Source organism: Faecalibacterium sp. I3-3-33 (genome assembly GCF_023347295.1).
GTDB lineage: Bacteria > Bacillota > Clostridia > Oscillospirales > Ruminococcaceae > Faecalibacterium.
The window spans coordinates 2,752,550-2,776,456 of sequence record NZ_CP094469.1 but is presented as its reverse complement, the minus strand read 5'-3'; the positions used below and the strand labels follow the sequence as shown (position 1 = coordinate 2,776,456).

Annotated in this window: 30 protein-coding genes; 12 read left to right on the top strand and 18 right to left on the bottom strand. The window is 59.4% G+C overall.

The window, feature by feature from the left end; translation table 11 throughout:
- Positions 1–88: 88 nt before the first annotated feature.
- From MTP39_RS13025 to MTP39_RS13015, 3 genes are all read right to left on the bottom strand, one after another.
- The gene (locus MTP39_RS13025; RefSeq protein WP_249240841.1) at positions 89–847 is read right to left on the bottom strand and encodes an esterase family protein; all 759 of its coding nucleotides are present in this window, start codon (positions 845–847) and stop codon (positions 89–91) included.
- A 41-nt stretch (positions 848–888) separates the two neighbouring features.
- A complete protein-coding gene (locus tag MTP39_RS13020) occupies positions 889–1,659 on the bottom strand; it encodes an alpha/beta hydrolase (protein WP_249240840.1) in 771 nt (256 codons plus the stop codon).
- A gap of 174 nt (positions 1,660–1,833) precedes the next feature.
- A complete protein-coding gene (locus MTP39_RS13015) occupies positions 1,834–2,913 on the bottom strand; it encodes a branched-chain amino acid aminotransferase (RefSeq protein WP_118658609.1) in 1,080 nt (359 codons plus the stop codon).
- 251 nt (positions 2,914–3,164) lie between these two features.
- Between MTP39_RS13015 and MTP39_RS13010 the strand changes: the two genes are divergently transcribed.
- A complete protein-coding gene (locus MTP39_RS13010) occupies positions 3,165–3,818 on the top strand; it encodes an HAD family hydrolase (protein WP_249240839.1) in 654 nt (217 codons plus the stop codon).
- Between the two features lie 65 nt (positions 3,819–3,883).
- Here MTP39_RS13010 and MTP39_RS13005 read toward each other — a convergent pair whose 3' ends face one another.
- The 6 genes from MTP39_RS13005 to MTP39_RS12980 all read right to left on the bottom strand — a co-directional run bounded on the left by MTP39_RS13005 (position 3,884) and on the right by MTP39_RS12980 (position 7,992).
- Complete coding sequence (locus tag MTP39_RS13005; RefSeq protein ID WP_249240838.1) at positions 3,884–4,834, bottom strand: ROK family glucokinase; 951 nt, start codon at positions 4,832–4,834, stop codon at positions 3,884–3,886.
- A 150-nt stretch (positions 4,835–4,984) separates the two neighbouring features.
- Positions 4,985–5,869 (bottom strand): fumarylacetoacetate hydrolase family protein, encoded by an 885-nt coding sequence (locus tag MTP39_RS13000; RefSeq protein ID WP_005925410.1) that lies wholly within the window; start codon positions 5,867–5,869, stop codon positions 4,985–4,987.
- A 15-nt stretch (positions 5,870–5,884) separates the two neighbouring features.
- Positions 5,885–6,436 carry a DJ-1 family glyoxalase III gene (locus MTP39_RS12995; RefSeq protein ID WP_249240837.1) on the bottom strand — a complete coding sequence of 184 codons (552 nt, stop codon included), beginning with the start codon at positions 6,434–6,436 and terminating at the stop codon, positions 5,885–5,887.
- Between the two features lie 74 nt (positions 6,437–6,510).
- On the bottom strand, positions 6,511–6,804 hold the full coding sequence (locus tag MTP39_RS12990) for a YerC/YecD family TrpR-related protein (RefSeq protein ID WP_112121429.1): 294 nt from the start codon (positions 6,802–6,804) through the stop codon (positions 6,511–6,513).
- Positions 6,805–6,967: 163 nt separating this feature from the next.
- Positions 6,968–7,462 (bottom strand): GNAT family N-acetyltransferase, encoded by a 495-nt coding sequence (locus MTP39_RS12985; protein WP_249240836.1) that lies wholly within the window; start codon positions 7,460–7,462, stop codon positions 6,968–6,970.
- Positions 7,463–7,470: 8 nt separating this feature from the next.
- A complete protein-coding gene (locus MTP39_RS12980; RefSeq protein WP_249240835.1) occupies positions 7,471–7,992 on the bottom strand; it encodes a nitroreductase family protein in 522 nt (173 codons plus the stop codon).
- A 225-nt stretch (positions 7,993–8,217) separates the two neighbouring features.
- Between MTP39_RS12980 and MTP39_RS12975 the strand changes: the two genes are divergently transcribed.
- From MTP39_RS12975 to nagA, 4 genes are all read left to right on the top strand, one after another.
- Entirely contained in the window at positions 8,218–8,808 is a 591-nt protein-coding gene (locus MTP39_RS12975) for an RICIN domain-containing protein (RefSeq protein ID WP_249240834.1), read from the top strand.
- 193 nt (positions 8,809–9,001) lie between these two features.
- On the top strand, positions 9,002–9,511 hold the full coding sequence (locus MTP39_RS12970) for an NUDIX hydrolase (RefSeq protein ID WP_249240833.1): 510 nt from the start codon (positions 9,002–9,004) through the stop codon (positions 9,509–9,511).
- Positions 9,512–9,795: 284 nt separating this feature from the next.
- Positions 9,796–11,262: a PTS transporter subunit EIIC gene (locus MTP39_RS12965; protein WP_249240832.1), complete on the top strand. Its 1,467-nt coding sequence runs from the start codon at positions 9,796–9,798 to the stop codon at positions 11,260–11,262.
- A 203-nt stretch (positions 11,263–11,465) separates the two neighbouring features.
- The gene (nagA, locus tag MTP39_RS12960; RefSeq protein WP_249240831.1) at positions 11,466–12,593 is read left to right on the top strand and encodes an N-acetylglucosamine-6-phosphate deacetylase; all 1,128 of its coding nucleotides are present in this window, start codon (positions 11,466–11,468) and stop codon (positions 12,591–12,593) included.
- A gap of 121 nt (positions 12,594–12,714) precedes the next feature.
- On the opposite strand, the gene MTP39_RS12955 is transcribed toward nagA, so the two are convergent.
- The 6 genes from MTP39_RS12955 to MTP39_RS12930 form a co-directional block, all read right to left on the bottom strand.
- Positions 12,715–13,227 (bottom strand): PTS sugar transporter subunit IIA, encoded by a 513-nt coding sequence (locus tag MTP39_RS12955; RefSeq protein ID WP_249240830.1) that lies wholly within the window; start codon positions 13,225–13,227, stop codon positions 12,715–12,717.
- Positions 13,228–13,470: 243 nt separating this feature from the next.
- Complete coding sequence (locus tag MTP39_RS12950; protein WP_249240829.1) at positions 13,471–13,809, bottom strand: GIY-YIG nuclease family protein; 339 nt, start codon at positions 13,807–13,809, stop codon at positions 13,471–13,473.
- Positions 13,810–13,820: 11 nt separating this feature from the next.
- Positions 13,821–14,039 carry a hypothetical protein gene (locus MTP39_RS12945; RefSeq protein ID WP_249240828.1) on the bottom strand — a complete coding sequence of 73 codons (219 nt, stop codon included), beginning with the start codon at positions 14,037–14,039 and terminating at the stop codon, positions 13,821–13,823.
- A gap of 21 nt (positions 14,040–14,060) precedes the next feature.
- The gene (locus tag MTP39_RS12940) at positions 14,061–14,213 is read right to left on the bottom strand and encodes a hypothetical protein (protein WP_249240827.1); all 153 of its coding nucleotides are present in this window, start codon (positions 14,211–14,213) and stop codon (positions 14,061–14,063) included.
- A 34-nt stretch (positions 14,214–14,247) separates the two neighbouring features.
- Positions 14,248–14,430 carry a hypothetical protein gene (locus tag MTP39_RS12935; RefSeq protein WP_249240826.1) on the bottom strand — a complete coding sequence of 61 codons (183 nt, stop codon included), beginning with the start codon at positions 14,428–14,430 and terminating at the stop codon, positions 14,248–14,250.
- 29 nt (positions 14,431–14,459) lie between these two features.
- Positions 14,460–14,645, bottom strand: coding sequence for a hypothetical protein (locus MTP39_RS12930; RefSeq protein WP_249240825.1), 186 nt, complete (start codon positions 14,643–14,645; stop codon positions 14,460–14,462).
- Between the two features lie 254 nt (positions 14,646–14,899).
- Here MTP39_RS12930 and MTP39_RS12925 point away from each other — a divergent pair, with 254 nt between their 5' ends.
- From MTP39_RS12925 to MTP39_RS12915, 3 genes are all read left to right on the top strand, one after another.
- A complete protein-coding gene (locus MTP39_RS12925) occupies positions 14,900–16,000 on the top strand; it encodes a WYL domain-containing protein (RefSeq protein ID WP_249240824.1) in 1,101 nt (366 codons plus the stop codon).
- Between the two features lie 175 nt (positions 16,001–16,175).
- Positions 16,176–17,399: a DUF3048 domain-containing protein gene (locus MTP39_RS12920; protein WP_249240823.1), complete on the top strand. Its 1,224-nt coding sequence runs from the start codon at positions 16,176–16,178 to the stop codon at positions 17,397–17,399.
- Positions 17,400–17,411: 12 nt separating this feature from the next.
- Positions 17,412–18,491, top strand: coding sequence for a DUF3048 domain-containing protein (locus MTP39_RS12915; protein ID WP_249240822.1), 1,080 nt, complete (start codon positions 17,412–17,414; stop codon positions 18,489–18,491).
- 208 nt (positions 18,492–18,699) lie between these two features.
- Here MTP39_RS12915 and MTP39_RS12910 read toward each other — a convergent pair whose 3' ends face one another.
- The 3 genes from MTP39_RS12910 to MTP39_RS12900 all read right to left on the bottom strand — a co-directional run bounded on the left by MTP39_RS12910 (position 18,700) and on the right by MTP39_RS12900 (position 20,683).
- Positions 18,700–19,305 carry a twin-arginine translocation signal domain-containing protein gene (locus tag MTP39_RS12910; RefSeq protein ID WP_249240821.1) on the bottom strand — a complete coding sequence of 202 codons (606 nt, stop codon included), beginning with the start codon at positions 19,303–19,305 and terminating at the stop codon, positions 18,700–18,702.
- Positions 19,306–19,403: 98 nt separating this feature from the next.
- Positions 19,404–20,078, bottom strand: coding sequence for a histidine phosphatase family protein (locus MTP39_RS12905; protein WP_249240820.1), 675 nt, complete (start codon positions 20,076–20,078; stop codon positions 19,404–19,406).
- Positions 20,079–20,116: 38 nt separating this feature from the next.
- Positions 20,117–20,683, bottom strand: a complete 567-nt coding sequence (locus tag MTP39_RS12900) for a leucine-rich repeat domain-containing protein (protein ID WP_249240819.1) — start codon at positions 20,681–20,683, stop codon at positions 20,117–20,119.
- 416 nt (positions 20,684–21,099) lie between these two features.
- Between MTP39_RS12900 and MTP39_RS12895 the strand changes: the two genes are divergently transcribed.
- From MTP39_RS12895 to MTP39_RS12880, 4 genes are all read left to right on the top strand, one after another.
- Entirely contained in the window at positions 21,100–21,795 is a 696-nt protein-coding gene (locus tag MTP39_RS12895; protein WP_055186477.1) for a helix-turn-helix domain-containing protein, read from the top strand.
- Positions 21,796–21,913: 118 nt separating this feature from the next.
- Complete coding sequence (locus MTP39_RS12890; protein WP_249240818.1) at positions 21,914–22,531, top strand: twin-arginine translocation signal domain-containing protein; 618 nt, start codon at positions 21,914–21,916, stop codon at positions 22,529–22,531.
- 170 nt (positions 22,532–22,701) lie between these two features.
- Positions 22,702–23,217: a twin-arginine translocation signal domain-containing protein gene (locus MTP39_RS12885; protein ID WP_249240817.1), complete on the top strand. Its 516-nt coding sequence runs from the start codon at positions 22,702–22,704 to the stop codon at positions 23,215–23,217.
- A gap of 47 nt (positions 23,218–23,264) precedes the next feature.
- Positions 23,265–23,840, top strand: coding sequence for a twin-arginine translocation signal domain-containing protein (locus MTP39_RS12880; protein WP_249240816.1), 576 nt, complete (start codon positions 23,265–23,267; stop codon positions 23,838–23,840).
- Positions 23,841–23,907: the final 67 nt, after the last annotated feature.

Sequence of the window (23,907 nt, the reverse complement as noted above, 5' to 3'; positions counted from 1 at the left end):
AATGCCCCTGCGGGGCGGGACAGACTTTAATATTGGGAAACAACGGCGCGTCCATGGACGCGCCGTTGTGCCATTTTCACGGGATGGGTCACTGCTGGCCCAGAATGTAGGGCATATAATACGCCACCTGCTTGTACCACCAGTTCCAGTCGTGGTTGACATCGTGACCCCACAGGTCTACCCAGATGGGGATATGCTTTGCCTCAAAAATGCGCTTGAGCAGCCATGTGGTGTCCGGCTGTTCCCAGTCGCCCTGACCGCAGCAGATGACCGCCTTCTGATTGCGGAACAGCTGCATATAGGGGTGATCCTCTGGGAAGTTCTTCATGTAGTCCACGGGGGAGTTCATGTACACCAGCTCGTCCATATAGTCGCCAAAGCCGTAGTGAGCAGTGTAGATGCCGCTGAGTGCCAGACAGCCGCAGAAGATATCCGGGCGGCGCAGATACAGGTTTACCGCGTGGGTAGCGCCCAGACTGCACCCGAAGGCGATGATGCCGGGCAGGTCGTTCCAGCCGTTGCGCTGCTGCGCCAGATGCTGAAGCATCGGGGCGACCTCGCGGGTGATGTAGCGCAGCCACTGCTCATAGCGGCGGATACGCCAGTAGGGGTTGCCCTGTGCGTCCGACCATGTTTCCTGATCCATGGTGTCGATGGAAAGCACCATGATCTGCCCGGACTCGATCCACGGGGCAAGGGTGTCGGTCATGTGGAAGTTTTCAAAATCGAAGAACCGGCCGTCCTGACAGGGGATGTACAGCATCGGGCGGCCGGCGTGGCCGTAAAGCTTGCACTCCATATCCCGTCCCAGTTCCGGGCTGTACTCCTTGAAATACTGCATCTCCATGGTGTTTCCTCCTTTAATGTGGTTATGGTGTCACCCTTCTTTTATTCCTCCACCTCATACAGCAGGGTGTGGAACACGAAGGGCAGCTGTTTTTCCCAGCTGGCTTCGCAGTGGGTGCCGCCGGGCACGATGCGGCTGGTCAGGTGGATGCCCCGGGTCATCAGCTTACCGCTCAAGGCAGAAAACTGTCGGCGGATGCCCTCGTGGTTGCCCATCTCCCGGGAGCCGTAGTCCATGTACAGCACCGTGCCGGGGGCAAGCTTTGCGCGCCCCACAAGGCCGGAAAGCTTATCCGGTGCCACCCAGATGGAGGGCGACAGTGCTGCGGCGCGGCTGTAAGTATCGTTATATTGCAGCAGGGCATACAGGCTCATCAGTCCGCCCATGCTGCTGCCGCCGATAAAGGTATTTGCCCTGTCCGGCAGGGTGCGGAAATTCTGGTCGATCAGGGGCTTGAACCGGTGGATGAACCAGCTCATGGTGGCCTGTCCCCTGCCGTCAAAGTGGCCGTAGGTGGGGTCATCGAAGCGGTAGGGGGAATACTCCACCAGACGCTCGTTGTTCGCCCCGGCGTTGCACTCGATGGCCGCCACGATCAGCGGGGTGTCGGTATAGTCCAGATAATCTGCTACGCCCCAGCTTTTGCCGTAGGTAGCATCCTCGTTGAAAAACACGTTCTGCCCATCGAACATATACAGCACGGGGAACCGACGCTCCGGCTGTGCCTCGTACATGGTGGGCAGATAGACATACGCCCGGCGCTGCTCGGTGCCGTTGACCGCCGGGTAACTCATGCTCCATTTTTTGATCATGGTGCTTCTTTCCTCTCAAATCTTCCTGCAAGGGGCACAGGCGGCAAGCCCACGCCCTTTATAGGTAGTGTAGCACCATGCGGCGGGAATTGCAATGATTATAGAGCAAAGGGACTGTTGCCCCAGACGGTGTGCAACAGTCCCTTTAAAAGCCGTAGGGTGACAGGCGGCTTCTTAGTATTTCTTTTCCACAGGCACGATCCAGCCCTTGGTGTCGGGCAGCTTGCCCCACTGCATACCGGTCATAGTGTCGTACAGCTTCTGGGTGACAGGGCCGATCTTGCCGTCGCCGATAAAGGCGTGCTCGCCCTTCCAGACCAGCTCTTTGACGGGAGAGACGACAGCGGCAGTGCCGGTGCCGAACACCTCTTCCAGCTTGCCTTCGCGGGCAGCAGCCATGATGTCGGCAATGGCGATCTTGCCCTCGACGACCTCGTAGCCCCAGTCCTTCAGCAGCTCGATGCAGCTGCGGCGGGTGACGCCGGGCAGCACGGTGCCCACGGTAGCGGCGGTGTACACCTTGCCGTCGATCTTGAACATGATGTTCATGCTGCCAACTTCTTCAACGTACTTCTTCTCTACGCCGTCCAGCCACAGCACCTGTGCATAGCCCTGCTCCTCGGCCAGCTCACCGGCCTTGATGGAAGCGGCATAGTTGCCGCCGCACTTGGTAAAGCCGGTCAGACCCGGGGCGGCGCGGATGTACTCGTCCTCCACATAGATGCGCACAGGGTTGATGCCCTCGGCGTAGTAAGCGCCGGAGGGAGCGCAGATGATGCAGAAGATATAGTGCTTGGAAGCGTGCACGCCCAGACCCACATCATTGGCAAAGATGAAGGGACGGATGTACAGGGAAGCGCCGTCGGTGTGGGGCACCCAGTCGCGGTCCACGTCCACCAGAGCCTCAACGGCCTGAATGTAGTCCTCTACCGGGATCTTGGGGATGCACAGACGGTCGGCAGAATCCTGAAAACGCTTGGCGTTGCAATCCGGGCGGAACAGCTGCACGGTGTCGTCGGCGGTACGGTAGGCCTTCATGCCCTCAAAAATCTCCTGTGCGTAGTGGAACACCACGGTAGCGGGGTCCAGCTCAAAGGGGCCGTAGGGGACGATGCGGGCATCGTGCCAGCCTTCGCCCTCGGTGTAATCCATGACGAACATGTGGTCGGAGAACTTTTTGCCGAAGCCGAGCTTCGTCTCATCGGTGGGCTTTGCCTTGGGCGCAGCCGTGCGGGTGATCTTGATATCCAACATAGTGAGTTTCCCTCTTTCCTTTTATGCGCGTGCGCACGATTTCCGGCGCTTTATGACACAAATGTTGGTTTCTATTATAATATTCCCAGCCGGTTTTGCAAGGAATCGCAAAATGTTTCATCTTACCACCCGGTAAGTTGCACCAAATTGTGAGCACAGTGGTGTGCAAACTGCCAAATCTATGGTACAATAGGGGCACAGAGCACTTTTGCGGGGCACAGCCCCGCTTTTCTATGGAAGGAGATACTGCCATGATCGACGGCGTTATTTTTGATATGGACGGCCTGATGTTCGACACCGAGCGGGTGTGGGCCACCCTGTGGGAGCCTGCACTTGCTACCCTTGGGCTTTCTTATAAGGAGGGGCTGGACGTTGCCGCCCGCGGCACGGCAGGGGACACCATGCGGGCGGTACTGCGCCGCTTCTACGGGGAAAACTGCGACACGGATGCTATCATCGAGGCGCTGCACGCACAGGCGGAAAAGGCGTTTCAGGCACCGCCGCCCAAAAAGCCCGGGCTGGACGAAATTCTGACATGGCTGGACGCGCAGCACATCCCCATGGCAGTGGCTTCCTCCAGCCGGATGGCGTCGATCCGGCATCATTTGGACGGCTGGGGCTTGACCCACTATTTTAAGGTGATCGTCTCCGGCGAGCAGTTCTCGGCCTCCAAGCCCAACCCGGAAATCTTTCGGCGGGCAGCGGAAGCACTGGGCACCCAGCCCGGCCGCACCCTTGTGCTGGAGGACAGCTACAACGGCGTGCGCGCCGGTGCCAACGGGCGTTTTATCACCGTGATGGTGCCGGACATGGCCCCCGCCAATGACGAGATGCGCCGCCTGTACACCGCCGAGTGCCGCGACCTGTACGAGGTGCTGGACGGGTTGCAGAAGGGGAGGTTCTGATTGTAAAAACAAAACCAGCCAAGCCCGCAGGCTTGGCTGGTTTAAAAGTTGTCGGTATTCCTTTATTAGGCACCCACGATCAGGCGCACGGCACCGTAGATGCCGGCGTCGTTGCCAAGGCTGGCGGCCTTGATGGGAGTTTCCTTGCAGGACTGGAAAGCATACTCCTTGTAGTGGCGCACCAGCGGGTCGAAGAGGATCTCCCCGGCGCGGGCCACGCCGCCGCCGATCATGAACATTTCGGGGTCGGTGGTGGCGGCAATGTTGGCCAGTGCCATGCCCAGCGTAGAAGCCATCTCGTCCACCTCGCGGGCAGCCAGTGCATCCCCGGCGCGGGCAGCGTCGAACACGTCCTTGGCTTCAAAGTCCTTGCCGCGCAGGGTGCAGGCAGTGTCCGGGTTTGCGTCCAGCAGCTTCTTCATGCAGCGCACAACGCCGGTGGCGCTGGAATACTGCTCCAGGCAGCCGTGCTTGCCGCAGCCGCAGACTGCGGTCTCGTGGGGGTTGACGGTGATGTGGCCGATCTCGCCGCCGGCACCGTGAGCGCCGTCGATGACCTTGCCGTTCACGATGACGCCGCCGCCCACGCCGGTGCCCAGCGTGACCATGACGGCGCTGCGGCAGCCCTGTGCCGCGCCCATCCAGATCTCGCCCAGAGCAGCCACGTTGGCGTCGTTGCCCACCAGCACCCGGATGCCGCCCAGCAGCTCGCTGAGCTCAATGGACACGTTGCGGTTGCCCCAGCCGCCAAGGTTTGCACACACGATGGGCACGATGCTGGAATCCAGCACCGGGCCGGGCACGCCCAGACCGACACCCTCGACCTCGTCTGCGGACAGACCTTTTTCCTGCATCTTCTGCTGCACGGCAGCAGCCAGATTTTCCAGAATGTGAGCACCGTTATTGGAAGTATCGGTGCTTACCTCCCACTTTTCCAGCAGCTTGCCGCTGGTGGTGAACAGGCCGACCTTGGCAGTAGTGCCGCCCAGATCGATGCCAAATGCGTATTCCTTCATATCATTTACCCCTTTGATGCGGATACGCCGCATTTTTTATCAGTATTTTATAGTATACCATATTTTTCCGCAAAAGAGCAGTGCTGCGGCGGCATTTCGTGCAATCGGACTGAAATCTGTGTAAAATTTTGGGCAGTTCCACAAGGGACTTCAGCGCACGGTGTTGGTCAGGGTGCCGATTCCTTCAATCTCGCACTGCACGGTGTCGCCCGGATGCAAAAACTGCGGCGGGTCCATGCCCATGCCCACCCCGGCAGGGGTGCCGGTGGCGATGATGGTACCGGCTTTCAGGGTCATGCCCTGCGAAAGCTCGTGGATGACATGGTCGATATCAAAAATTTGCAGCTTGGTGTTGGAATCCTGCCGCAGCTCGCCGTTCACCCGGCTGCGGATAGGCAGCGCGGGCGGGTAGGTGTCGAACTCATCGGCCGTGACGATGCAGGGTCCCATGGGGGTAAAGCCGTCCAGACTTTTGCCGAAGTACCACTGCTTGTGGGCGGTCTGCACGTCCCGGGCGGAGACATCGTTCAGGATGGTGTAGCCGAACACATAGTCTTTGGTCTGCCCGGCGGGCACATCCTTGGCGTCCTTGCCCAGCACCACGGCCAGCTCACACTCGTAGTCCAGCTTCTGCACAAGGTCGGTGTGCGCCTCGATGAAGCCGCCGTCCGGTACCGCGCGGCTGACCCGCTTGGAGAAGTAGATGGCGTCCTGATGCTGGGTGGAAAAGGCATCCGCAGAGTACTTTTCGGCTTCGTCCGAGTGCGCCATATAGTTGATGCCCAGACAGACCACGTCCTGCGCGGGGCAGGGGATGGGGCTTTGCAGGGTGACGGCCTCCACCGGCAGTGCGGGGATGCCGCTGATGGCCAGCTGCAAGCCGAACCGCACCTGCGGGGTGAGAAAGGGGATGGCGTCGGACAGGGTCTCGTAGGAGAGCCCCAGCCAGCTCAGCGGCCAGACCTGTGTCCCATCCTGCGAGAGGATGGCGGGGTCCTCCATGCCGTCCGGCAGGCGGCAGGTGACAAAACGCATACAGTCTCCCTCCTCTCAGTGCCGGTAGGCGATGGCGCTGCGGATGCGGTCGGCTTCGGCGTCTCCCGCCAGCTGACGTACCAGTTCCAGCGCAAAGGGGATGGCGCCGCCCAGACCGTAGCTGGTGGTGATGTTGCCATCCACGACCACCTCGGTGTCCAGCACATGGGCGCCGGCCAGTTTGTCCTGAAATGCAGCGTGAGCGGTGGCGTTTTTGCCCTCCAACAGACCCAGTGCCGCCAGCACGCTGGGTGCGGCGCAGATGGCGGCTACCTTTTTGCCCGCCTTTGCAAAGGCAACGCAGGTGTCGGTCACCGTCTTGTTGGCGGCAAGGTTCGGCGTACCGGGAATGCCGCCGGGCAGCACTACCAGATCCACGTCGGAATAATCGACCTCCTCTGCCAGCGCATCGGCGGTGATGTGCACCTTATGGCTGCTCAAAATCTCCCGGCTGCCGGAAGCGCTTGCCACCAGCACCTCCACCTTGGCGCGGCGGAGCAGGTCTACCACCAGCAGAGCCTCGCACTCCTCGGTGCCCTCCGCAAAAAATACAACAGCTTTTGCCATAAGAATAACCTCCTGTTCAAATATCAAAAAGAAAAGCCGCGTGCCGCAGCTTTGGGCGGTACGCGGCCTTTGTATCAGTCAGCGGACTTTTTTTCAGCTTCCAGCAGCGCACGCAGTACACTGTCGTCCGCGCTCAGCACCCGGCTGACCCGGCTGATGATGGCGCTGGACGCACCGGTCTTGTCCATGATCTCGGTGTAGATGCACTTATCGGCCAGCAGCTCGGCAATGTTGTAGCGTTGCTCCATTGCGCTGAGCTCCGAATAGCTGCACACGTCCTGCAGAAAACGATAGCATTCCTCCGGGGTCTTGAGCTGCAGAAAAGCCCGGTACAGGCCGGAGTTGCCGGTGGGATGATCTTTCGCCATGATAGTCTCCTTTTTTGCACAGAATACCCGCAGAAAGCGGCTTTATTACACTACATCAGTGTAGTACAAACGCGGAAAAATTTCAATGGCTATTTTGTGATTTCTTTGAAATCACGGAGCCATTTAAGGCTTCCCCCGGACGGGGGAAGCCTTAAATGTGCGTTCAGCTCAGGGTATGCTCATACACCAGCTCGTTGCGGGGTACGGTGCCATTTTCCTGCTCGGCGGGGCGCAGCTCGCGGTAGCGCAGCGCCTTGAAAAACTGCTGCACCGGCAGTGCCTTGGCGTGGATGGTGCACCACACCCGGCCCTTGCCCTCGCCCTTGGCCAGCCGCTCGCAGGTCTGCACGATATCCCGGCCAATGGCCTTGCCGCGGTACTCCGGCTTGAGGTACAGGTGCATCAGGTGCAGGGCGGTGTTCTCCATCTTCCACGCAAAGTAGCCGATGAGCTTGCCCCCCAGAAACACCAGAAAATAGTTCACGTCATTGTCGATGTCCTCTTCAATGGCGTCGGCGCTTTGCAGCTCCTCCACAAGGGTGTCCAGCTGCTTGGCGGGGTAGTAGCGCTTGTAGACCTCGTGCCACAGCTCGCTGGCAAGGTCGGCGGTGTTGTGGATGTATTTGGCCTTTGCGACCAGCTTGTAATCAGGCTTCATAAAACTCCTTATACTCTTACGATGTAATCCGGTTTGCGGGGCGCGGCGGGCTTGGGTTCGGCGGCGGGGTAGCCCAGAATGCAGTGGCCTACGCCGATCCAGTCCCCCTCAATGCCCCACTTTTTCAGCAGTGCCTTGCCCTCGGCGGAGTCGAACTCCTCCCGGGCGCGGTTGATCCAGCAGCTGCCCAGCCCCAGCGATGCAGCAGCCAGCATCAGGTTGCCCATGACAAGGCTGCCGTCCTGCACGGCGCAGTTTGCGTGGGCATCGGCCAGCACCACCAGAATGGTGGGTGCGCCGTACATGGGGTCGCTGTCGGTGCCCATGACGGCGGCATTCATCCGGGTCAGCTGGGCGCGGGTAGCGGCATCCTGCACGACCACGATCTTAGCGCTCTGGCGTCCCATAGCGCTGGCGGCGTAGGTGCCGGCCTCCAGTACGGCGTCCAGCTCTGCATCCGTGATCTGCCGGGGCTTGTAGGCGCGGCAGCTGCGGCGGCTGCGAATGGTTTGTAAAGTCTCGTTGGTCATGAAAGATCCCCTCCTTAATAGTGGATGGCTTTATTGTACCACAACCTGCGCCGGAGTGCAAAGTGCCCGCCGGTAAAAAACATTGCTGGCTTCCGAAAACGTTTGCACAGCAAAAACACGGCAGAATGCACAAAAAACAAAAGAAAGATTATGGAAAAGCATTCTTGTTGCCAGCGGACAAATCGGGTATAATAGGGCTACCATAGCGGAAAGGAGTTGTGCTCTATGGCAAAGGCATCGCAGGTCGTCATTATGGAGGGGGAATACTATATTATCAAGTCCCCCAACGGGAAGGTACTGGAAGTAAAGGATTTCAACACGGAGAACGGCGCCGGCATCCAGCTGTGGAGCTATGCGGGCCATCCGTGGCAGCAGTGGCAGTTTGTGGACGCGGGCGAGGGACGCTGGCGCATCCAGAACCGCTTTACCGGCAAGATGATCGATCTGGCACTTGGCGGCGTGGTGGAGGGCACATGGCTGCACCAGTGGAGCCGCACCAGCGGGCTGAGCCAGTGCTGGGCGCTGGAGCCTACCCGCAGCGGACGCACCCGCATCCGCAATGTGCTGGCGGATAAATACATCGACCTTGTGGGCATGAACACCGCAAACGGCGCACAGGCGCAGATCTGGAACTATGTGGCGGGCGGCAATCAGGAGTGGACGCTGGAACGCATCGACCCAGATGTTGTCCAGACCGGCAAGCGCGCCGGAGAAGCCAAAGACCCCCAGCCCACCCCCAGCCAGCGCAAGCACCAGAACGATCTGGTGCGCAAGCTGAACAGCGCAGGCAAGGGCCGCGCCGGACGCAAGGCATAAATCGAAAAACGCTTCCGCTGCTTTGTGTGGGCATCCGCAGCGGAAACACTTCCCAAAGGGCTGCTGCACAGCGTTTCATGCAGCAGCCCTTTTTATGAAAAGAGATACGCGTATGCCGCCGCGCAGCGGCGGCATACGGTAAGCATTCTCGCCCTCTGGCGGAAAAACATCGGACAAAAAAGGAGAACCACCCATGAACTTAGGCGCATTTATGGACCCGGAATTTCCCATCTTCAGCACCACTTTGTGCTATCTGGAGCGGGAGGACGCTTATCTGATGCTGCACCGCATCAAAAAGCAGGACGACTACAACCACGACAAATGGGTGGGCGTGGGCGGCAAATTTGAGCGGTTTGAAAGCCCGGAGGACTGCCTTGTGCGGGAGGTGCGGGAAGAGACCGGCCTGACCCTGACGCGCTACCGCGCCCGGGGACTGCTGACCTTTGTGTGGGGCAACATGACCGAGTTCATCCACCTGTATACCGCCGACCGGTGGGAGGGTGAGATGATCAGGGGCGATGCCTGCGCCGAGGGAGAATTGCAGTGGGTGCAAAAGTCTGAGGTGCAAACGCTGCCCATCTGGGAGGGAGACAAGATCTTTTTCCGTCTGCTGGAGGAAGAGCACCCCTACTTTTCCCTCAAGCTGGTGTATGACGGCGATACCCTGAAACAGGCCGTGCTGGACGGAAAACGCATTGTTTAAAAATGTACGGATGCAGAAACCTATGGTGGGATGCAACCGTTTGGACAAAATGTACAAAAAAGAAAAGAATTTTCAGCACTTAAATCAGGACGCGTGCAGAAAAAACAAAAAATACTGACAAGCGTACCGTTAAACAAGGACTTTTGGTGCATTTTAATAGAAAAAAGAAAAAACCACTTCCTTTTTTTGCAAAAATATGTTACTATTCTGTTACGGAACTATGGACAGCCTGCAACCAGAGACTGTCTGTAAACACAAACATTCTTTAAGGAGGAATGTGTCTTATGATGAAGTATCTCCAGAAACTGGGCAAAGCTCTGATGCTTCCCGTCGCTGTGCTGCCGATCTGCGGCATCCTGATGGGTCTTGGTTATGCCCTTGCTCCGGGCGTTATGGGTGTTCCCGGTGCACCGACTTCCGGCGCAGCATACACCGTCGGCTTCCTGCTGGTCAAGGCAGGCGGCGCTCTGATCGATAACATGGCTTGGCTGTTTGCCATTGGTGCCGCTGTCGGCCTTGCTGACAACGATGGTACCGCAGGTCTGGCCGGTCTGGTCAGCTTCCTGATGATGCAGCAGCTGCTGAACCCCGGCGTGGTCAGCATGGTGCGCACTCTGGAAGAGGGCACCGCTACCTACATCGCCTTCCAGAAGGTCGCCGGCAACTCCTTCATCGGCATTCTGGCCGCTGTTGTGGGCGCTGCCTGCTACAACAAGTTCAAGAATATCCAGCTGCCTGACTGGCTGGCATTCTTCTCCGGCAAGCGCTTCGTTGCGATCGCTACCGGCGTGATCTCCATTCTGGTGTCCGTTGTTCTGCTGTTCGTCTGGCCCGTCATCTTTGGCGCGCTGGTCGCTCTGGGCAAGGGCATCGCTGGCATGGACGGCATTGGCGCCGGCATCTACGCCTTCCTGAACCGTCTGCTCATCCCCACCGGCCTGCACCACGCTCTGAACAACGTGTTCTGGTTCGACACCATCGGTCTGGGCGACCTGAGCCACTTCTGGGCTGGCGAGACCTCCGCTGATGTGGGCTGGAGCCTTGGTATGTACATGTCCGGCTTCTTCCCCTGCATGATGTTCGGTATCTTGGGCGCTGCTCTGGCTATGATCAAGACCGCTAAGAACAAGAAGGCCGCCATCGGTCTGGTTCTGTCCGCTGCAATCTGCGCATTCGTCTGCGGCGTTACCGAGCCCTTCGAGTTCGGCTTCATGTTCCTGTGCTTCCCGCTGTACGTTGTGTACTCCGCTCTGTACGGCATCTTCACCGTAATCACCTACTACTCCGGTTTCCGTGCTGGCTTCTGCTTCTCCGCAGGCGCTACCGACCTGGTGTTCTCCGCTTCTCTGCCCGCAGCTGCTAAGACTTGGATGATCATTCCTCTGGGCATCGCAGCATTCCTGGTGTTCTACTTCGTGTTCTACTTCGCCATCACCAAGTTCGACCTGAAGACCCCCGGCCGTGAGGATGACGACGAGGAAGCTGAGAAGAAGGTCGTTCTGGCTAACAACAACTACACCGAAGTCGCTTCTGCTGTTCTGGCTGCTGTCGGCGGCAAGGAGAACGTGAAGGATGTTGGCTACTGCGCAACCCGTCTGCGCTTTGAGGTGCTCGACAACGCTAAGGTTGACGAGAAGGCTGTCAAGGCTGCCGGTGCTGCCGGTGTCATCCGTCCCAGCAAGAACGCTTGCCAGGTCATCATCGGCACCAAGGTGCAGTTCGTGTACGACGAGCTGAAGAAGATGCTGTGATCCTGCACTTCTGAAAAGAATGAACTGCAAAAGTCTGGTTGATTTTGCAGCATGAACCGGGCCGCCGGGGGCGGGGTGCACAGCGCCCCCTCCCGGCGGCCCGTTCTTTTTGCACGGCGGTACAATGTTTACGCAAAAGGACTTTTGAAAAAACACCCGGCGTGCTATACTGGGTGAAAAGAAAAAAGAACGAGGTGTTTTGTATGATCCTTCAGAATGCACTGGTCTATACCCCGCGCCACACCTTTGAGCGCGGCACCATCGTCATCCGCGATGGCCGCATCGTGCCCTTTGCCGCCCCGGAAGAGGGCGAGGAGGTGCTGGACGCCGAGGGTCTGTACGCACTGCCGGGCCTTGTGGATATCCACTTCCACGGGGCAATGGGCAAGGACTTCTGCGACGGCACCGAGGAGGCTATCCAGACGCTGGCAGATTTCGAGGCAAGCAAGGGTGTGCTGGCCATCTGCCCCGCCACCATGACCTACCCCGAGGAGATCCTGAACAAGGTGATGGACGCCGCTGCCGCCCATAAAAACGGCAAGGGTGCCGACCTTGTGGGCATCAACATGGAAGGCCCTTTCATCAGCCCCAAAAAGGTGGGTGCGCAGAACCCGGAGTATGTGCAGGGCGCAGACGCCGCCATGTTCCGCCGCCTGCAGAAGCGTGCTAATGGCCTGATCAAGCTGGTGGACGTTGCCCCCGAGGAGCCGGGCAATCTGGACTTTATCAAGGAGTGCCATAACGAGGTGCGCATCTCCATCGCCCACACCTGCACCGACTACGACACCGCCGTCAAGGCTTTTGAGGCCGGTGCCACCCACATGACCCACCTGTACAACGCCATGTCCGGCATCACCCACCGTGCGCCCGGTCCCATCATTGCGGCCATGGAGCACGATGCCGAGGTGGAGCTCATCACCGATAACGTGCACATCCACCCCGCCGTGGTGCGGTTCACCTTCAACACCTTCGGGGACGACCGCGTCTGCCTGATCGCAGACAGTGCTATGTCCTGCGGCCTGCCGGACGGCCAGTACAGTCTGGGCGGACAGGCTATCACAGTCAAGGGGCCCCGCGCTACCCTGACCGAGCGCCCGGACACCATTGCGGGCAGCAACACCTGCCTGTACGACTGCATGAAGCGCGCCGTGCTGGAGATGAATGTGCCGCTGGAAAGCGCCGTCCGCGCCGCCAGCGAGACCCCCGCCAAGAGCATCGGCGTGGATAACGATTACGGCAGCCTTGCCGCCGGACGCTACGGCAACGTCATCCTTGCGGATAAGGAACTGAACATCAAGGCGGTCATCCAGAAGGGCGTCCGCATCGTCTGAGTTTTGTAAAAAAGTAATGCCGGACAGCCGCAGGCCGCCCGACATCACGCTGTAAAAATATATTTTCCGCAAAAAAGAGGCCGCTGCGCGATTGCAGCGGCCTCTTTGTGATGCAAAAAAATCAGACCTTGAACAGCGGGGTGCCGGGGGCGACATCGCCCTCTGCCAGCATCTTCACTTCATCGCCGGCACCATCGGTCACGATGATGGCGGTGGCGGTGGGGTGACCTGCGGCGCGGACGGCGTCCAGATCCACCTTCAACAGCGGAGTGCCTGCGGTGACCTTCTGGTTCTCCTTGACCAGAGCGGTAAAGCCCTGACCCTTCATGTCCACGGTGTCCATGCCGACGTGGATCAGCAGCTCGATGCCGTCGTTGCTGGTGATGCCCACAGCGTGCAGGGTGGTGGCGATCTGGGTCACAGTGCCGTCAAAGGGGGCGTATACGGTGTCGCCGGTGGGCTCGATGCCGCAGCCGGGGCCCAGAATGCCCTGTGCAAAGGTTTCGTCCGGGATGTCGGCCTGTGCCAGCACCTTGCCCTGCAGCGGGGTCAGCACGGTCTTGCTCTGGTTGGTGAACTTAGCGGTGTTTTCGTCCTTGGACTTGCCGCCAAAAAGCTTGTCAAAAAAACCCATAAGTATCATTCCTTCCTGTCATCATGCAAGGGCGGCAAAGGTAACAAAATGTTTGCCGACCCTGAAGTGTTTACCTGTATAAAAAGATACCATATCGCGCACCAAAATGCAAGAAAAGCGTGGACTTTTTCTCCATGCTATCAGGGCAGAGGAGGCTGTTTTTTACCGAGGGTGCAGAACAGCAAAAAAGACACCGGCCGAAGCAGGTGTCTTTTCGGGTTCCCGGGTGCAGCCACGGAAGCGTCACTTCCCGGCGGGTCTGCCTTCCCCGCCTTTGGAGCGGTTCAGGGTGGGGTGGTGCTTCTCGATGGACTGCTGCTCGTGCTCCCGGCGGGTGCGGGAGGTGGAGCGGCCGTCCGCCACCATGTACTCAAGGGTGCTGCCGCAGCCCTGACCGGTGGGCAGCTTACCGCTGCGGATATGCTCCCGCATACGCCGGGCGAGATCGTTGGTCTCCCCGATGTATGTAATGCAGCCGGAGCCGTCCCGCATCCGGTACTCGCCGGGACTGTTGGGCGGCCTGTGTCCGGCCCCGGTGGTGGGGTCGTATTTCCACGGGCGGCCTGCCTTGTAGATGGACATAGGGTACCTCCTTATCGGTGACCTCCGCGCTTGCGGAGGGGAAGTTCTGCGGTAGGAAAACTGGCGGGGAATGCGGGCTGCAGCGGCTGCTGCGGCAGATGCTGCGGCTCTGTGGAGCACTGCGCTTTGCCGCAGTACCGGCACACCAGACCGAGGTCGCCGATCGAGGGGTTATAGCGGTAGGTGCGGCGGCAGTGGACGCACTGCCGGGTCATGGGCAGCAGGCTCATGCTGAGACCCTCCTTTCCGGGTCAGTGGCGGTCGCTGCCGTGCTCCCGGGCGTTCCGGGAGATCTCGGCGGCGTCGGACAGGGCCTTGAGCCCTATGGCGGCGAGGAGCAGCCCGCTGACGGGCGGGGTGGTGGAGACCACAGCGGTCGTTACCGCAGTGAGAAGCGTGAACATACGGACACACCTCCTTTCAGGTGCAGAAAAGGCTTCAGGCCAGCGCGGATGCGCGGCGGCGCTGCTGGTCGGCGAAAAGCGCGGCACCGCAGACGGCACCGCCCAGCGTGCCGATGGCGGCGGTCCGCACGGCGTTTGTGCCGGTGAGGGCGGCAAGGGCGCTGCACAGTGCGCTGCCCACGTTGATGCCGGCGATCATGGTGCTCAGGAGCTCCACGGAAGACACCTCCTTTCCTGCCTGAATGCTCAGGCGAGCTGGCGCGCTGCGTCCCCGGCACCCTGCACGGTGCAGGCTGCCGCGGTGGTCCCGGCACCGATCAGGGTGCCGACAGCCGTGCCGGTGGTGACGGACGTGCCGGTGATGGTGGCGATGGCGCCGCCGATGGTGCCGCCCAGCGTAGCGCCGGTGAGAACGATAGAAAGAATAAACATGATAGACCCTCCTGTTGCAGATCACATGAACGAAAACGAAACGAGCCGGAACCTGCCCGGGAAGCCGCGCTCCGGCGGCTCCCGTGGGGGTGGCTCCCTTGACTGTGGCTTTATTATACAGCAGCCGGAATGGAATTCCTAGGTGACAAAAAATTTTATTTTTTGTTCCAATTCTGGCAGAAATATGCTATAATCGCCTTATAAAAGTACCGTCATGGGACAAACAATTGTTTTTAAGCCTGCGGAGGTGCAAGATGCTGTTTTCGGAGCTTGAGGAAATTCTGGAGGATCTTTCCAGAAACAAACAGCGGCTGACCGTGAGCCGCCATGCCTACAATATCCTGCTTCAGGATGATGAGATCTTTGAACCGGACAAAAAACAAAATCGCGCCGGTGGCGACCCCTCTTCTACACTGGTCAACCAGCTTTTCCAGAACCTTTACGAAACGGCGGAGTCCTCCATTTGGATGCGGCTCGGCGCGGAAAAGGAAAAGCTGGCCGAGCGGTTCAAGGGGCAGGAGAACGCCGAAGCCTGCACCGGGGCGGTGCTTGCGCTGCTGCAGGAACAGCTTGAAGAAAAGGCGCGCTGCCGCCAGCAGGACAAGGGCTGCTCTTTTTTTATCCGGCTCAGCAAGCCCGTGCTGGAAGCGCTTGCTTCCGACGAAGTGCGGAAGGATGCCGCGTTTTACGGCGACAAGGTCGGCAGCTACATGAAAGCACTTCTGGAGGAATATTGCGCGCTGCCCTATGCGGAGCGGGAACGTATCTATTATAGGCAGCAGCTGCAAAGCATCGAGCTGGCCATCACCAGGCAGGAAAAGCTCAAGCTCACCCTGAGCAGCAGAAAAAAGCTGACAGGGGGCGCGGCTGCGCCGAACAATATCACCTACCTGAAACCCCTGTGTGTCCAGAAGGACACCGAGCAGCTCTACAATTACCTTGTCGGCATGACCTCTGCCCAGCCAGGCGGGCCATGGGGCATGGGGTGTGTCCGGCTCAGTTCCATCAAAAAAATCAGCAGCCTGAAATGCGGCGGGTTCATCAGCGCTGACGACCGGCGGAAGATCGCAGAGGCGATCCAGAAAAACGGGGTGCAGTACCTGCCGGAGCAGGGGGCAGGGCAGACCATCCTTGTCCGGCTGACGCCATCCGGGGAAAGAAAGTACCAGCAGATCCTTCATCTCCGGCCGCAGTACGCCCGGAAAGAAGGCGCAGTGTACACCTTTACCTGCACGCAGCGTCAGGTGGAAAACTACTTTTTCAAGTTCGGCCACGATGCAAAGATCCTTGCCCCGCAGGAGCTGGCAGATAAATTCAAGCGGATGTATGAATCGGCGGCAGAGCAGTACGAGTGAAAAGCCGCAAAGTCCTTTCCCGTGCGGCTGCTAATTTTCACTTTACAAACGCCGCAAGAACCGTTACAATTACAATCAAAGCAATGCCGAAAGGCCGTTCGTTTTCATCCACCGTGCGCAACCGTTCCGACAGCGCCGGGGCTGCGCAAAACGCTCTTATCAGGAGGTTTTTTGCATGAAAAAGATCACGCGTCGTACCGTTCTCCGTGCCTCGGGGCTGGCAGCCGCCTCGCTGGCTCTGTCCGGCTGCGCACCCGCCGGCAGCGCCTGTGTGGGCAACGGCTTTTCCGACTGGCTGCAGCAGACCTTCGGAAAGGGCGGCAGCGCCGCCTCTTCAGAAAGCACCGAAGCCGCTGCCCCGGACGCCGGAGCGGCGTCTGAAGCCCCGGCAGAAAGCGCCGACAGCAGCCTGCCCGCCTACAACGCCGACCCGCTTACCGGCGAGCCCCGCCGCAGCAATGGCCGCATGGTGGGCGTGATGGTGAACAATATCAGCAACACCCAGCGGCAGAACGCCCGCCCGCAGCGCGGCCTTGGCTCGGCCGACCTGCTCATCGAGAGCAAGGTGGAGGGCGGCATCTCCCGCTTCTGCGCGGTGTACTATGACGCCAATGCCATCCCGGAGGTGGGACCGCTGCGCTCCGGCCGCGACCAGTTTTTGCAGCTGCTCATGCCGTGGCAGGCGCTGTACTACCATGACGGCGAAAGCGCCCCCTGCACCAAGTTCATCAACGTGTACAACTACTCCGGCCTGAACATCGGCGGCAAGAGCTACTTTGACACTCCCACCCATCCCCATGTGGCGCACCGCGACAGCCGCGGCCGCAACGTGGCCTACGAGCACACCGAGTTCACCTCCGGTGCCGAGATCCGGCAGGCCGCTGCCAACGCGGGCATCGGGCTGCAATACCCCTACGAGAGCACCTTCTTCCGCTTTGCGGACTACCGCACCGGCGCAGAGAACAAGATGTCCGGCGCTGCCGCCGCCAAGACCATCAACATCGTGCACTCGGACAGCTACAAGACCACCTTCAGCTACAACCGCTGGGAACGCCTTTATAAAATGTCCATGTACAGCCGCGCCGACGGTGCTTTTGAGAACACTGTGGACGAGCTGACCGGCAAGCAGCTTGGCTTTACCAACCTGCTGGTCTGCTTTGCAGGCATCGCGGACTACCCCGGCAACTCCGGCGGCGTGCAGCAGGTGGACTATGTGTCCGGCGGCGAAGCCTATTTCTTCACCCGGGGCGCAGTGCAGCGCGGCACATGGCAGAAGGCTTCCCCGGAGCACCCGCTCAAGGTGTATGCCGCCGATGGCAGCGAGATCTGCTTCAACCGCGGCAAGACCTATCTGGCCATTGTGGATGACGACGAGTGGCAAAACTTCAACTATCAGTAAGGGGAGAAGCCCATGAAACGCAAATGGAGCCTGCGCCTTGGTGCAGCCGTGCTGTGCGCGGTGCTGCTGGGCAGCTGCGGGAGCACCGCCGCTGCCCCCGCAGAAAGTACCGCCCCGGCAGACCCGCTTACCGGGCAGCAGCTGCTGTACCCGGAGCAGCGGGCGGCGGCGGTGGTCATTGAGAACACCACCGGCAGCACCACGCAATGGGGCATCGGCAGCGCCTCGGTGGTGCTGGAAGCCCTGACCGAGAGTGGCAGCTCTACCGAGCTGTGTCTGGTATACCCCGCCCTTGAGGCCATGCCCATCGTAGGGCCGGTAACGCGCGGGCAGGACTTATACTGGCGGCTGCTCAGCGGGCAGCAGGTGCTGCCCATCCAGTGCGGCAGCAGCGCGTATTCCAAGCGGTATCTGGAATACTATAACCTCCGCGCGGTGGACGCGCAGGAGGTGGGGCGCAATGCTTTTGCCAGCACCGGTTACAGCTGGAACAGCACGCCCTTGTGGCGCACCAGCGGCAAGGCGGTGGCCTCGGTGCTGGACAGTTTGAGCATCTCCACCGCCGTGAACCAGAACACCGTCTCCGGCAGCGAGAGCGAAACGGCAGGCGTGCTGCCCACCCTGCTGCCCCAGCGGGACACCGGCCATCTGCCGGACGCAAACGCCGCAGATGCAGTAAAAGTGACCGTGAATTTCCAGTCCGGCGGTGCCACCGGCTTTGTCTACGATGACGCCCTTGCCACCTACGGGATGCTGCACGCGGACGGCACCCCCCAGCTGGATGCCAACACCGGCACACAGGCGGCCTTTGACAACCTGCTCATCCTGTACAGCGGCTCCTCCCTGCGGGATGACGGCCGCACACTGGACTACGACCTTTCCATGGGCGGCGGTGTCTGGCTGAACGGCGGGCACCTGTGGCAGATCACATGGACGCAGGGCGTAGAGAGCACCCTTGCCCTCTACGATTCCAACGGCAAGCCGCTGAACCTCCCGGCAGGGCGCAGCTACATTGCCCTGCTCTCCAGCCTTACCGGGCAGGAGCTGCTGGTGCAAAGCAGCACCGGCGAAGCGCTGGTAGGCGCTGGCTGATCTCCGGCAACTGGACGATTTTGAATACGCTCCGCGTTGCTTTGCGCATATTCAGCGGAAAATTTATTATTATAATTTGCGGCTCAGAAACGTCTGCGGACGTTTCTGAGCCGCTTTTTCACGGGAGGGGGCACAGCGGTAAACGGCATTTGCTGCAAAAAAAGAGCCATTGCACGCAAACTTGTGCAATGGCTCTTTTACTATGCTGTTACAGATCCACCACGCTGCCGACCTCGGCGGGGGTGGTGGGCACGGGGCCCAGAGCGGCTTCGTCAGCATCGCGGCGCACCGTAAAGATGGCGCTGCGCCCGGCGGCAAAGTCCGGGTGCCAGGTCAGCTCAAGGGTCTGCCAGTCCTCCGGCACGGCGCAGAAGCAGTGCAGCAGCGCACCGCGCCCGGCGGCAAGGTTCAGGGTGAACACCGAAGCATCCGCCGCATTCTCGCTGTACAGCGGGGCGGCAAAGCTGCCGCAGGGCACACTCTGGCCGTTGCAGGCAGCGGTTACGCCGGTGCCCATGCTATACAGCTGCTCCCGGGTGCGCAGACCCCGGCTTTGCAGATAGCTGGTATCCACCGGCAGGCTGGCTGCCGAGAGGTTTTCCACCGAGAGGTACACCAGCACGCCGCCCAGCTCCGGTGCCGGGGCATAGCCCAGCAGCTCCACGGCGGCTTTGCCGTCCAGCAGGGCAGGCTCGCCCGCAAGACACGGCTGCTGCGCCGCAACGCAGACCCCGGTAAGCAGCGCAGCCGCAAGGCTGACCGCACCGGAACCGGCACATTTCAGGAATGACCGGCGGGAGATGGATTGGGACATGACAGCGTTCCTCCTGTATACGATACAATACACTACCCTTTAACAATAAAGGATTCTGCGCGTTCTGTCAAGGGGCAGCGGGAAACTGTAACCCTTTCTTATTCGTAGTTCTCGTTCTCCTCGGCCTCGGCCTGCCCCTGCAGGGTGTCGGCGTAGCCAAAGGGTACGATGTCGATGGCCTCCACCAGCTTGTCCCGCATCCACAGCTGCACATCGGTCTGCACGGTGTAGCCGCAGCCGGGGTCTGCCATCCACTGCTCGGGGTGGCGGGTGGGCACGGCGCGCTGGCTGAGCATACTCATGATCACGCCGCCGTGGGTCACGCAGGCGGCCTCGGTAACGTCCATGCGGATCATGTACTCGAACAGCTTCATCAGGCTGTCGGCGCAGCGGGCGTGGAACTGCTCGGTGGGCTCTGCGCCCTCCGGCAGATAGCCGGAGCCCGGGGTGATCCACTTTTTAAAGTCCTCGTCCTGCACGAGCTCCTTCACAGGTCTGCCCTCAAACTTGCCAAAACCGGCCTCCCGCAGATCGTGCACCGTAAACTGGTGGGCAGCTCCGGGGAACAGGATGTTGGCGGTTTCCACCGCACGCAGCAGGGGGGAAGAGAAAACAGTATCTACCTGCGGGTAGGCGAACCGCTCCTTCAGGTCAGCCAGCTGGGCGCGTCCCTCGTCGCACAGGGGCAGGTCAGTGCCGCTGCCGATGTACAGGCCCTGCAGGTTGCCCGCGGTTATGCCGTGGCGGATGAGATGAAGTTTGAAGGTTTTCATGGATCACACCTCTTTTGGTTTAAAATTACGGATGGGGCTTAGCCCTCGGCGCGGTTGACCTCCACGGTAGCGGGGAACACGTTCATGTCCAGACGGCAGTTGTCGCGGATGGTCACGCTGGTCAGGGCGTTGCAGTCCTTGAATGCGCCGGTCTTGATGTAGCCCACGCTCAGGGGGATGTTGACCTCGGTCAGGGCGGTGCAGCCGTTGAAAGCGCCGGCCTCGATGTACTCCACGCCGTCGGCGATGTTCACGGTGGTCAGGGCAGTGCAGTCCTTGAAGGCGGTAGCGCCCACGCTGGTAACGGTGCCCTCCACCTCAATGGTGGTGATCTGGTCGGCCTGATCAGCCCAGGGAGCCGGGGCGTCCTTGGTGAAGTTGGTCATACGGCCGGTGCCGCTGATGGTCAGGGTGCCGTCAGCCAGTGCCCAGGTCACGCCCTCGCCGCAGCTGTTGTTGGTGGCAGCAGCGGTGGAAGTAGCCACAGAAGAAGCGGCTGCGGAAGAAGCAGTGGTCTTGGAGCCGCCGCAGCCGGTCAGGGCGATGGCGGCGATCAGGACAGCAGCGGCAGCGCTGCACAGACGGACTTTGCGCTCGAGTTTCATGGTGAAGTTTCCTCTTTCTTATTCTTGGTATATTACCTTTTATAGCGTCTGGCTTGTCCTTTGCAGATTTGTGCGCCGGTCAAGAACAGTCGCCAAAAAGAGATTATAGCACAAACTTTGGAAAGATGGAACCACCCATTTGAAAATTTTTTGTTTCGAAAAAGACGTGCTTTCACAACGTCTGTCGGTTTTTTGCCGCGGTGGAAACACAAAATCTATGTGTTAATACCCATAGTTTAGCATAGATGTGGGGCACCCGGCAAGACTTTTGACAATAATGACGAAAAAAGACGAAAAATATCGGCATTTTTCTTGCTTTACAAGTCGTTTTCCAATGTGTATAATCAACCTGTTGTAAACCAAAAACAAGGATGTTACCAAAAAATAGATCCTTTGGAGATTGAGGAGAGCACACCATGGAGTTCAATCGTATCATCAAGCTGCTGCGCAAGGAGCGCGGCATCACCCAAAAGCAGGCGGCAGAGGATCTGGGGGTCTCTCAGGCGCTGCTGTCCCACTACGAAAAAGGCATCCGCGAGTGCGGCTTGGACTTTGTGGTGCGGGTGGCAGACTATTATAATGTTTCCTGCGACTACCTGCTGGGGCGCAGCGCCGAGCGCAACGGAATGATGCTCTCTGCCGAGGATCTGCCCAACCCCGAAAAGATGAAGGACAACGTCTACCACGGCAGCGTGCTGCCCACCATGAACAAAAAACTCATCTCTAACAGCCTGAACGTGCTCTACGCCAAGATCGGCCAGTGCCACAGCAAGGCACTGACCACCGAGGTGAGCGCTTACCTGATGATGGCGGTAGCCAAGATGTTCCGGCTGCTCTACTCCGCAGAGCCGCACAATGCTTCCAGTATGTTCAGCATTGAGCCGCACCGTTGGCACGGCTATTCCGACGCTGTGATGCGGATGGCTGAAGCCAATGTGGAGGCACTGCTGGACGGACAGGATGTGAACGGCGGCGAGGGCGTCAAGGACCCTGCCTGTCTTGCCATGACTACCGAGAGCCTGACGCGGGAATTCCCGCTGTACACGCCCAGCCTGTTAAATTTGGTCAAAACCAGCGAGACCCACGTCAAGGGGCTTTCGCCGCAGGAGTGACCTCGCTTGTGAAATTGTTGTAAAGAATCGCCCCGGGCTCTTGCATCTGTGCACAGGAAACGGTATAACCAAATAAGAAAGAAAAAAGAAAATCACCCTTCAAGGAGGATATAACGTTATGTCTACTGTCATTTCCCGCCGCAGCTTCCTCAAGTGCACCGGTGCATCCGCCGCTGCACTGGGCGCAGCCAGCCTGCTGGGCGGCTGCAAGTCCAACGGCAGCGATACCGTGGTGGAGGTCAAGGTGGGCGATACCGTCCGCAACTGGAACGGCTTGGGCGTGCAGCTGACCAGCGTGTTCCACCTGACGCAGGACCCCGTGCAGCCGGCAGGCTATGAGTATCTGGGCGTGCGGGTGACCACCGTCAACCGCAGCAAGACCGAGAGCTACGCCATCGGCGCACAGGGCATTGATGCCATCAACGAAGCCTACCCCGTGCCCCCGCTGGAGAACGTGGACGCAAACTTTCAGGCCATGGCCGCCGCTACCCCGGATTTTACCGCCGTCTGCGATGACCAGCCCGCAGCCTGCTGCGCCAATATCTCGCTGTACAACGCCAATTCCCAGAGCTTTTCCGATGTGGAGAGCCTGCCCCCGCAGGGCAGCGCCTATATCGTGCTGATGCTCATGGTGCCCAAGGACTGGAAGCAGCTGAAAGTCACCTATGTGCCTACCTTCCTGGAGGGCAAGAGCCTGACCTTTGTGATGAACGCTTCCGACGTGATCCGCAGCTGATAGAATTGCCAGAAAAACTGCTTAAGCTTCGTCTAAAATGTACGATGCTGCCACAAAATCTTCACATTTGTTTTGCGGAAAATCATTGACATTTTTCTCTGTTTCGCCTATTGTATAGGTAGTGCCCTATGGCAGAATCTGTATTGATGTGTCCTGAAGGAGGAACGAATATGACTGGGGAATTTTCCCGCCGCTCTTTCCTGAAATATACCGCACTTACCGCTGTGGCCGTAGCGGGCAGCAGCCTGCTGAGCGGCTGTGAGTACGGTTACAATCCGGTGCAGCACGCCCCCGGCACCAGCAATGTTGTGCTGAAGGTTCGTACCACGCTGGACCGGGTGGAATACGATGAAGATTCCAACACCACCTTGTTCCGGCTGGTGGTGACCAACGGCCGTAAAAACGCGCTGGAGGTCACTAAGGCAAACTTTGCCGTAAAGGCAGACGGATACTTGGCCTACCAGAACGACAAGTTGCAGGTGACTAGCCCGGATTCTCTGAGCCATCAGGTCAAGCAGGGCGAGACCTTCACCTATTATGTGAAAGCAAAGGGCCTGAACGCGCTGACAGACGGCCCTGTGACCCTTACCTACTACCCTGACCTGCAGTACAGCGAGTTCAGCGCCAACTGGGAGCTGGCCGCAGACGTTCTGGAGCCGGATCTCTCCGATTCCACCACGACCTGACCCCCTTGGCCGGAAGAACATACTGGTAAAAAACGGAGGAACAAACCATGTCTTATACATTTTCCCGCCGCGCATTCCTGAAGTATTCGGCGGCCACCGCTGTGGCTGTGGTCGGTGCCGGTCTGCTGAACGGCTGTGAATATCAGGATCCCAAGAACCCGGTCTGCAAAACGCTGCCCGGTGCGATCACCAGCGAGCTGCCGGTGAGAGCCGGCCTGAGAAGCATGAAGATCGAGGGTGGAACCTGCACCCTGATGGTGGATATCGAGTCTGCCCGTCAAAACCCCATCCCGCTGGACCCCTACCGTTTCTCTGTTGCTGTAAAGGATGTGGAGGGCAAGCAGGTCTACTTCAGCGATACCTACGGCGGCGTGCGTATTCTGGACGCCGAGAACAGCCTGATCTACAAGAAAAAGCCCATCACCATCCATCTGGCAGCCGACCACTTCCCTGCTTTGGATGAGGGTCAGACCGTGGTGTTCAAGTACATTCCCATCCGCGAAAACTCTGAGTATTCCATGAACTGGGAGATCACTAAGGAAGTGTACGATGCGTTCAACGAGTCGTCGTCCGGTTCCGGTTCCAGCGGGGCATCGGAGCCCGATGCGAGCACTACCGCCTGACCTTTGAAGCACGACCACAGGCCGCCGCACAAAGCTTTGTGCGGCGGCCTGTTTTTTGTGTGTAAAA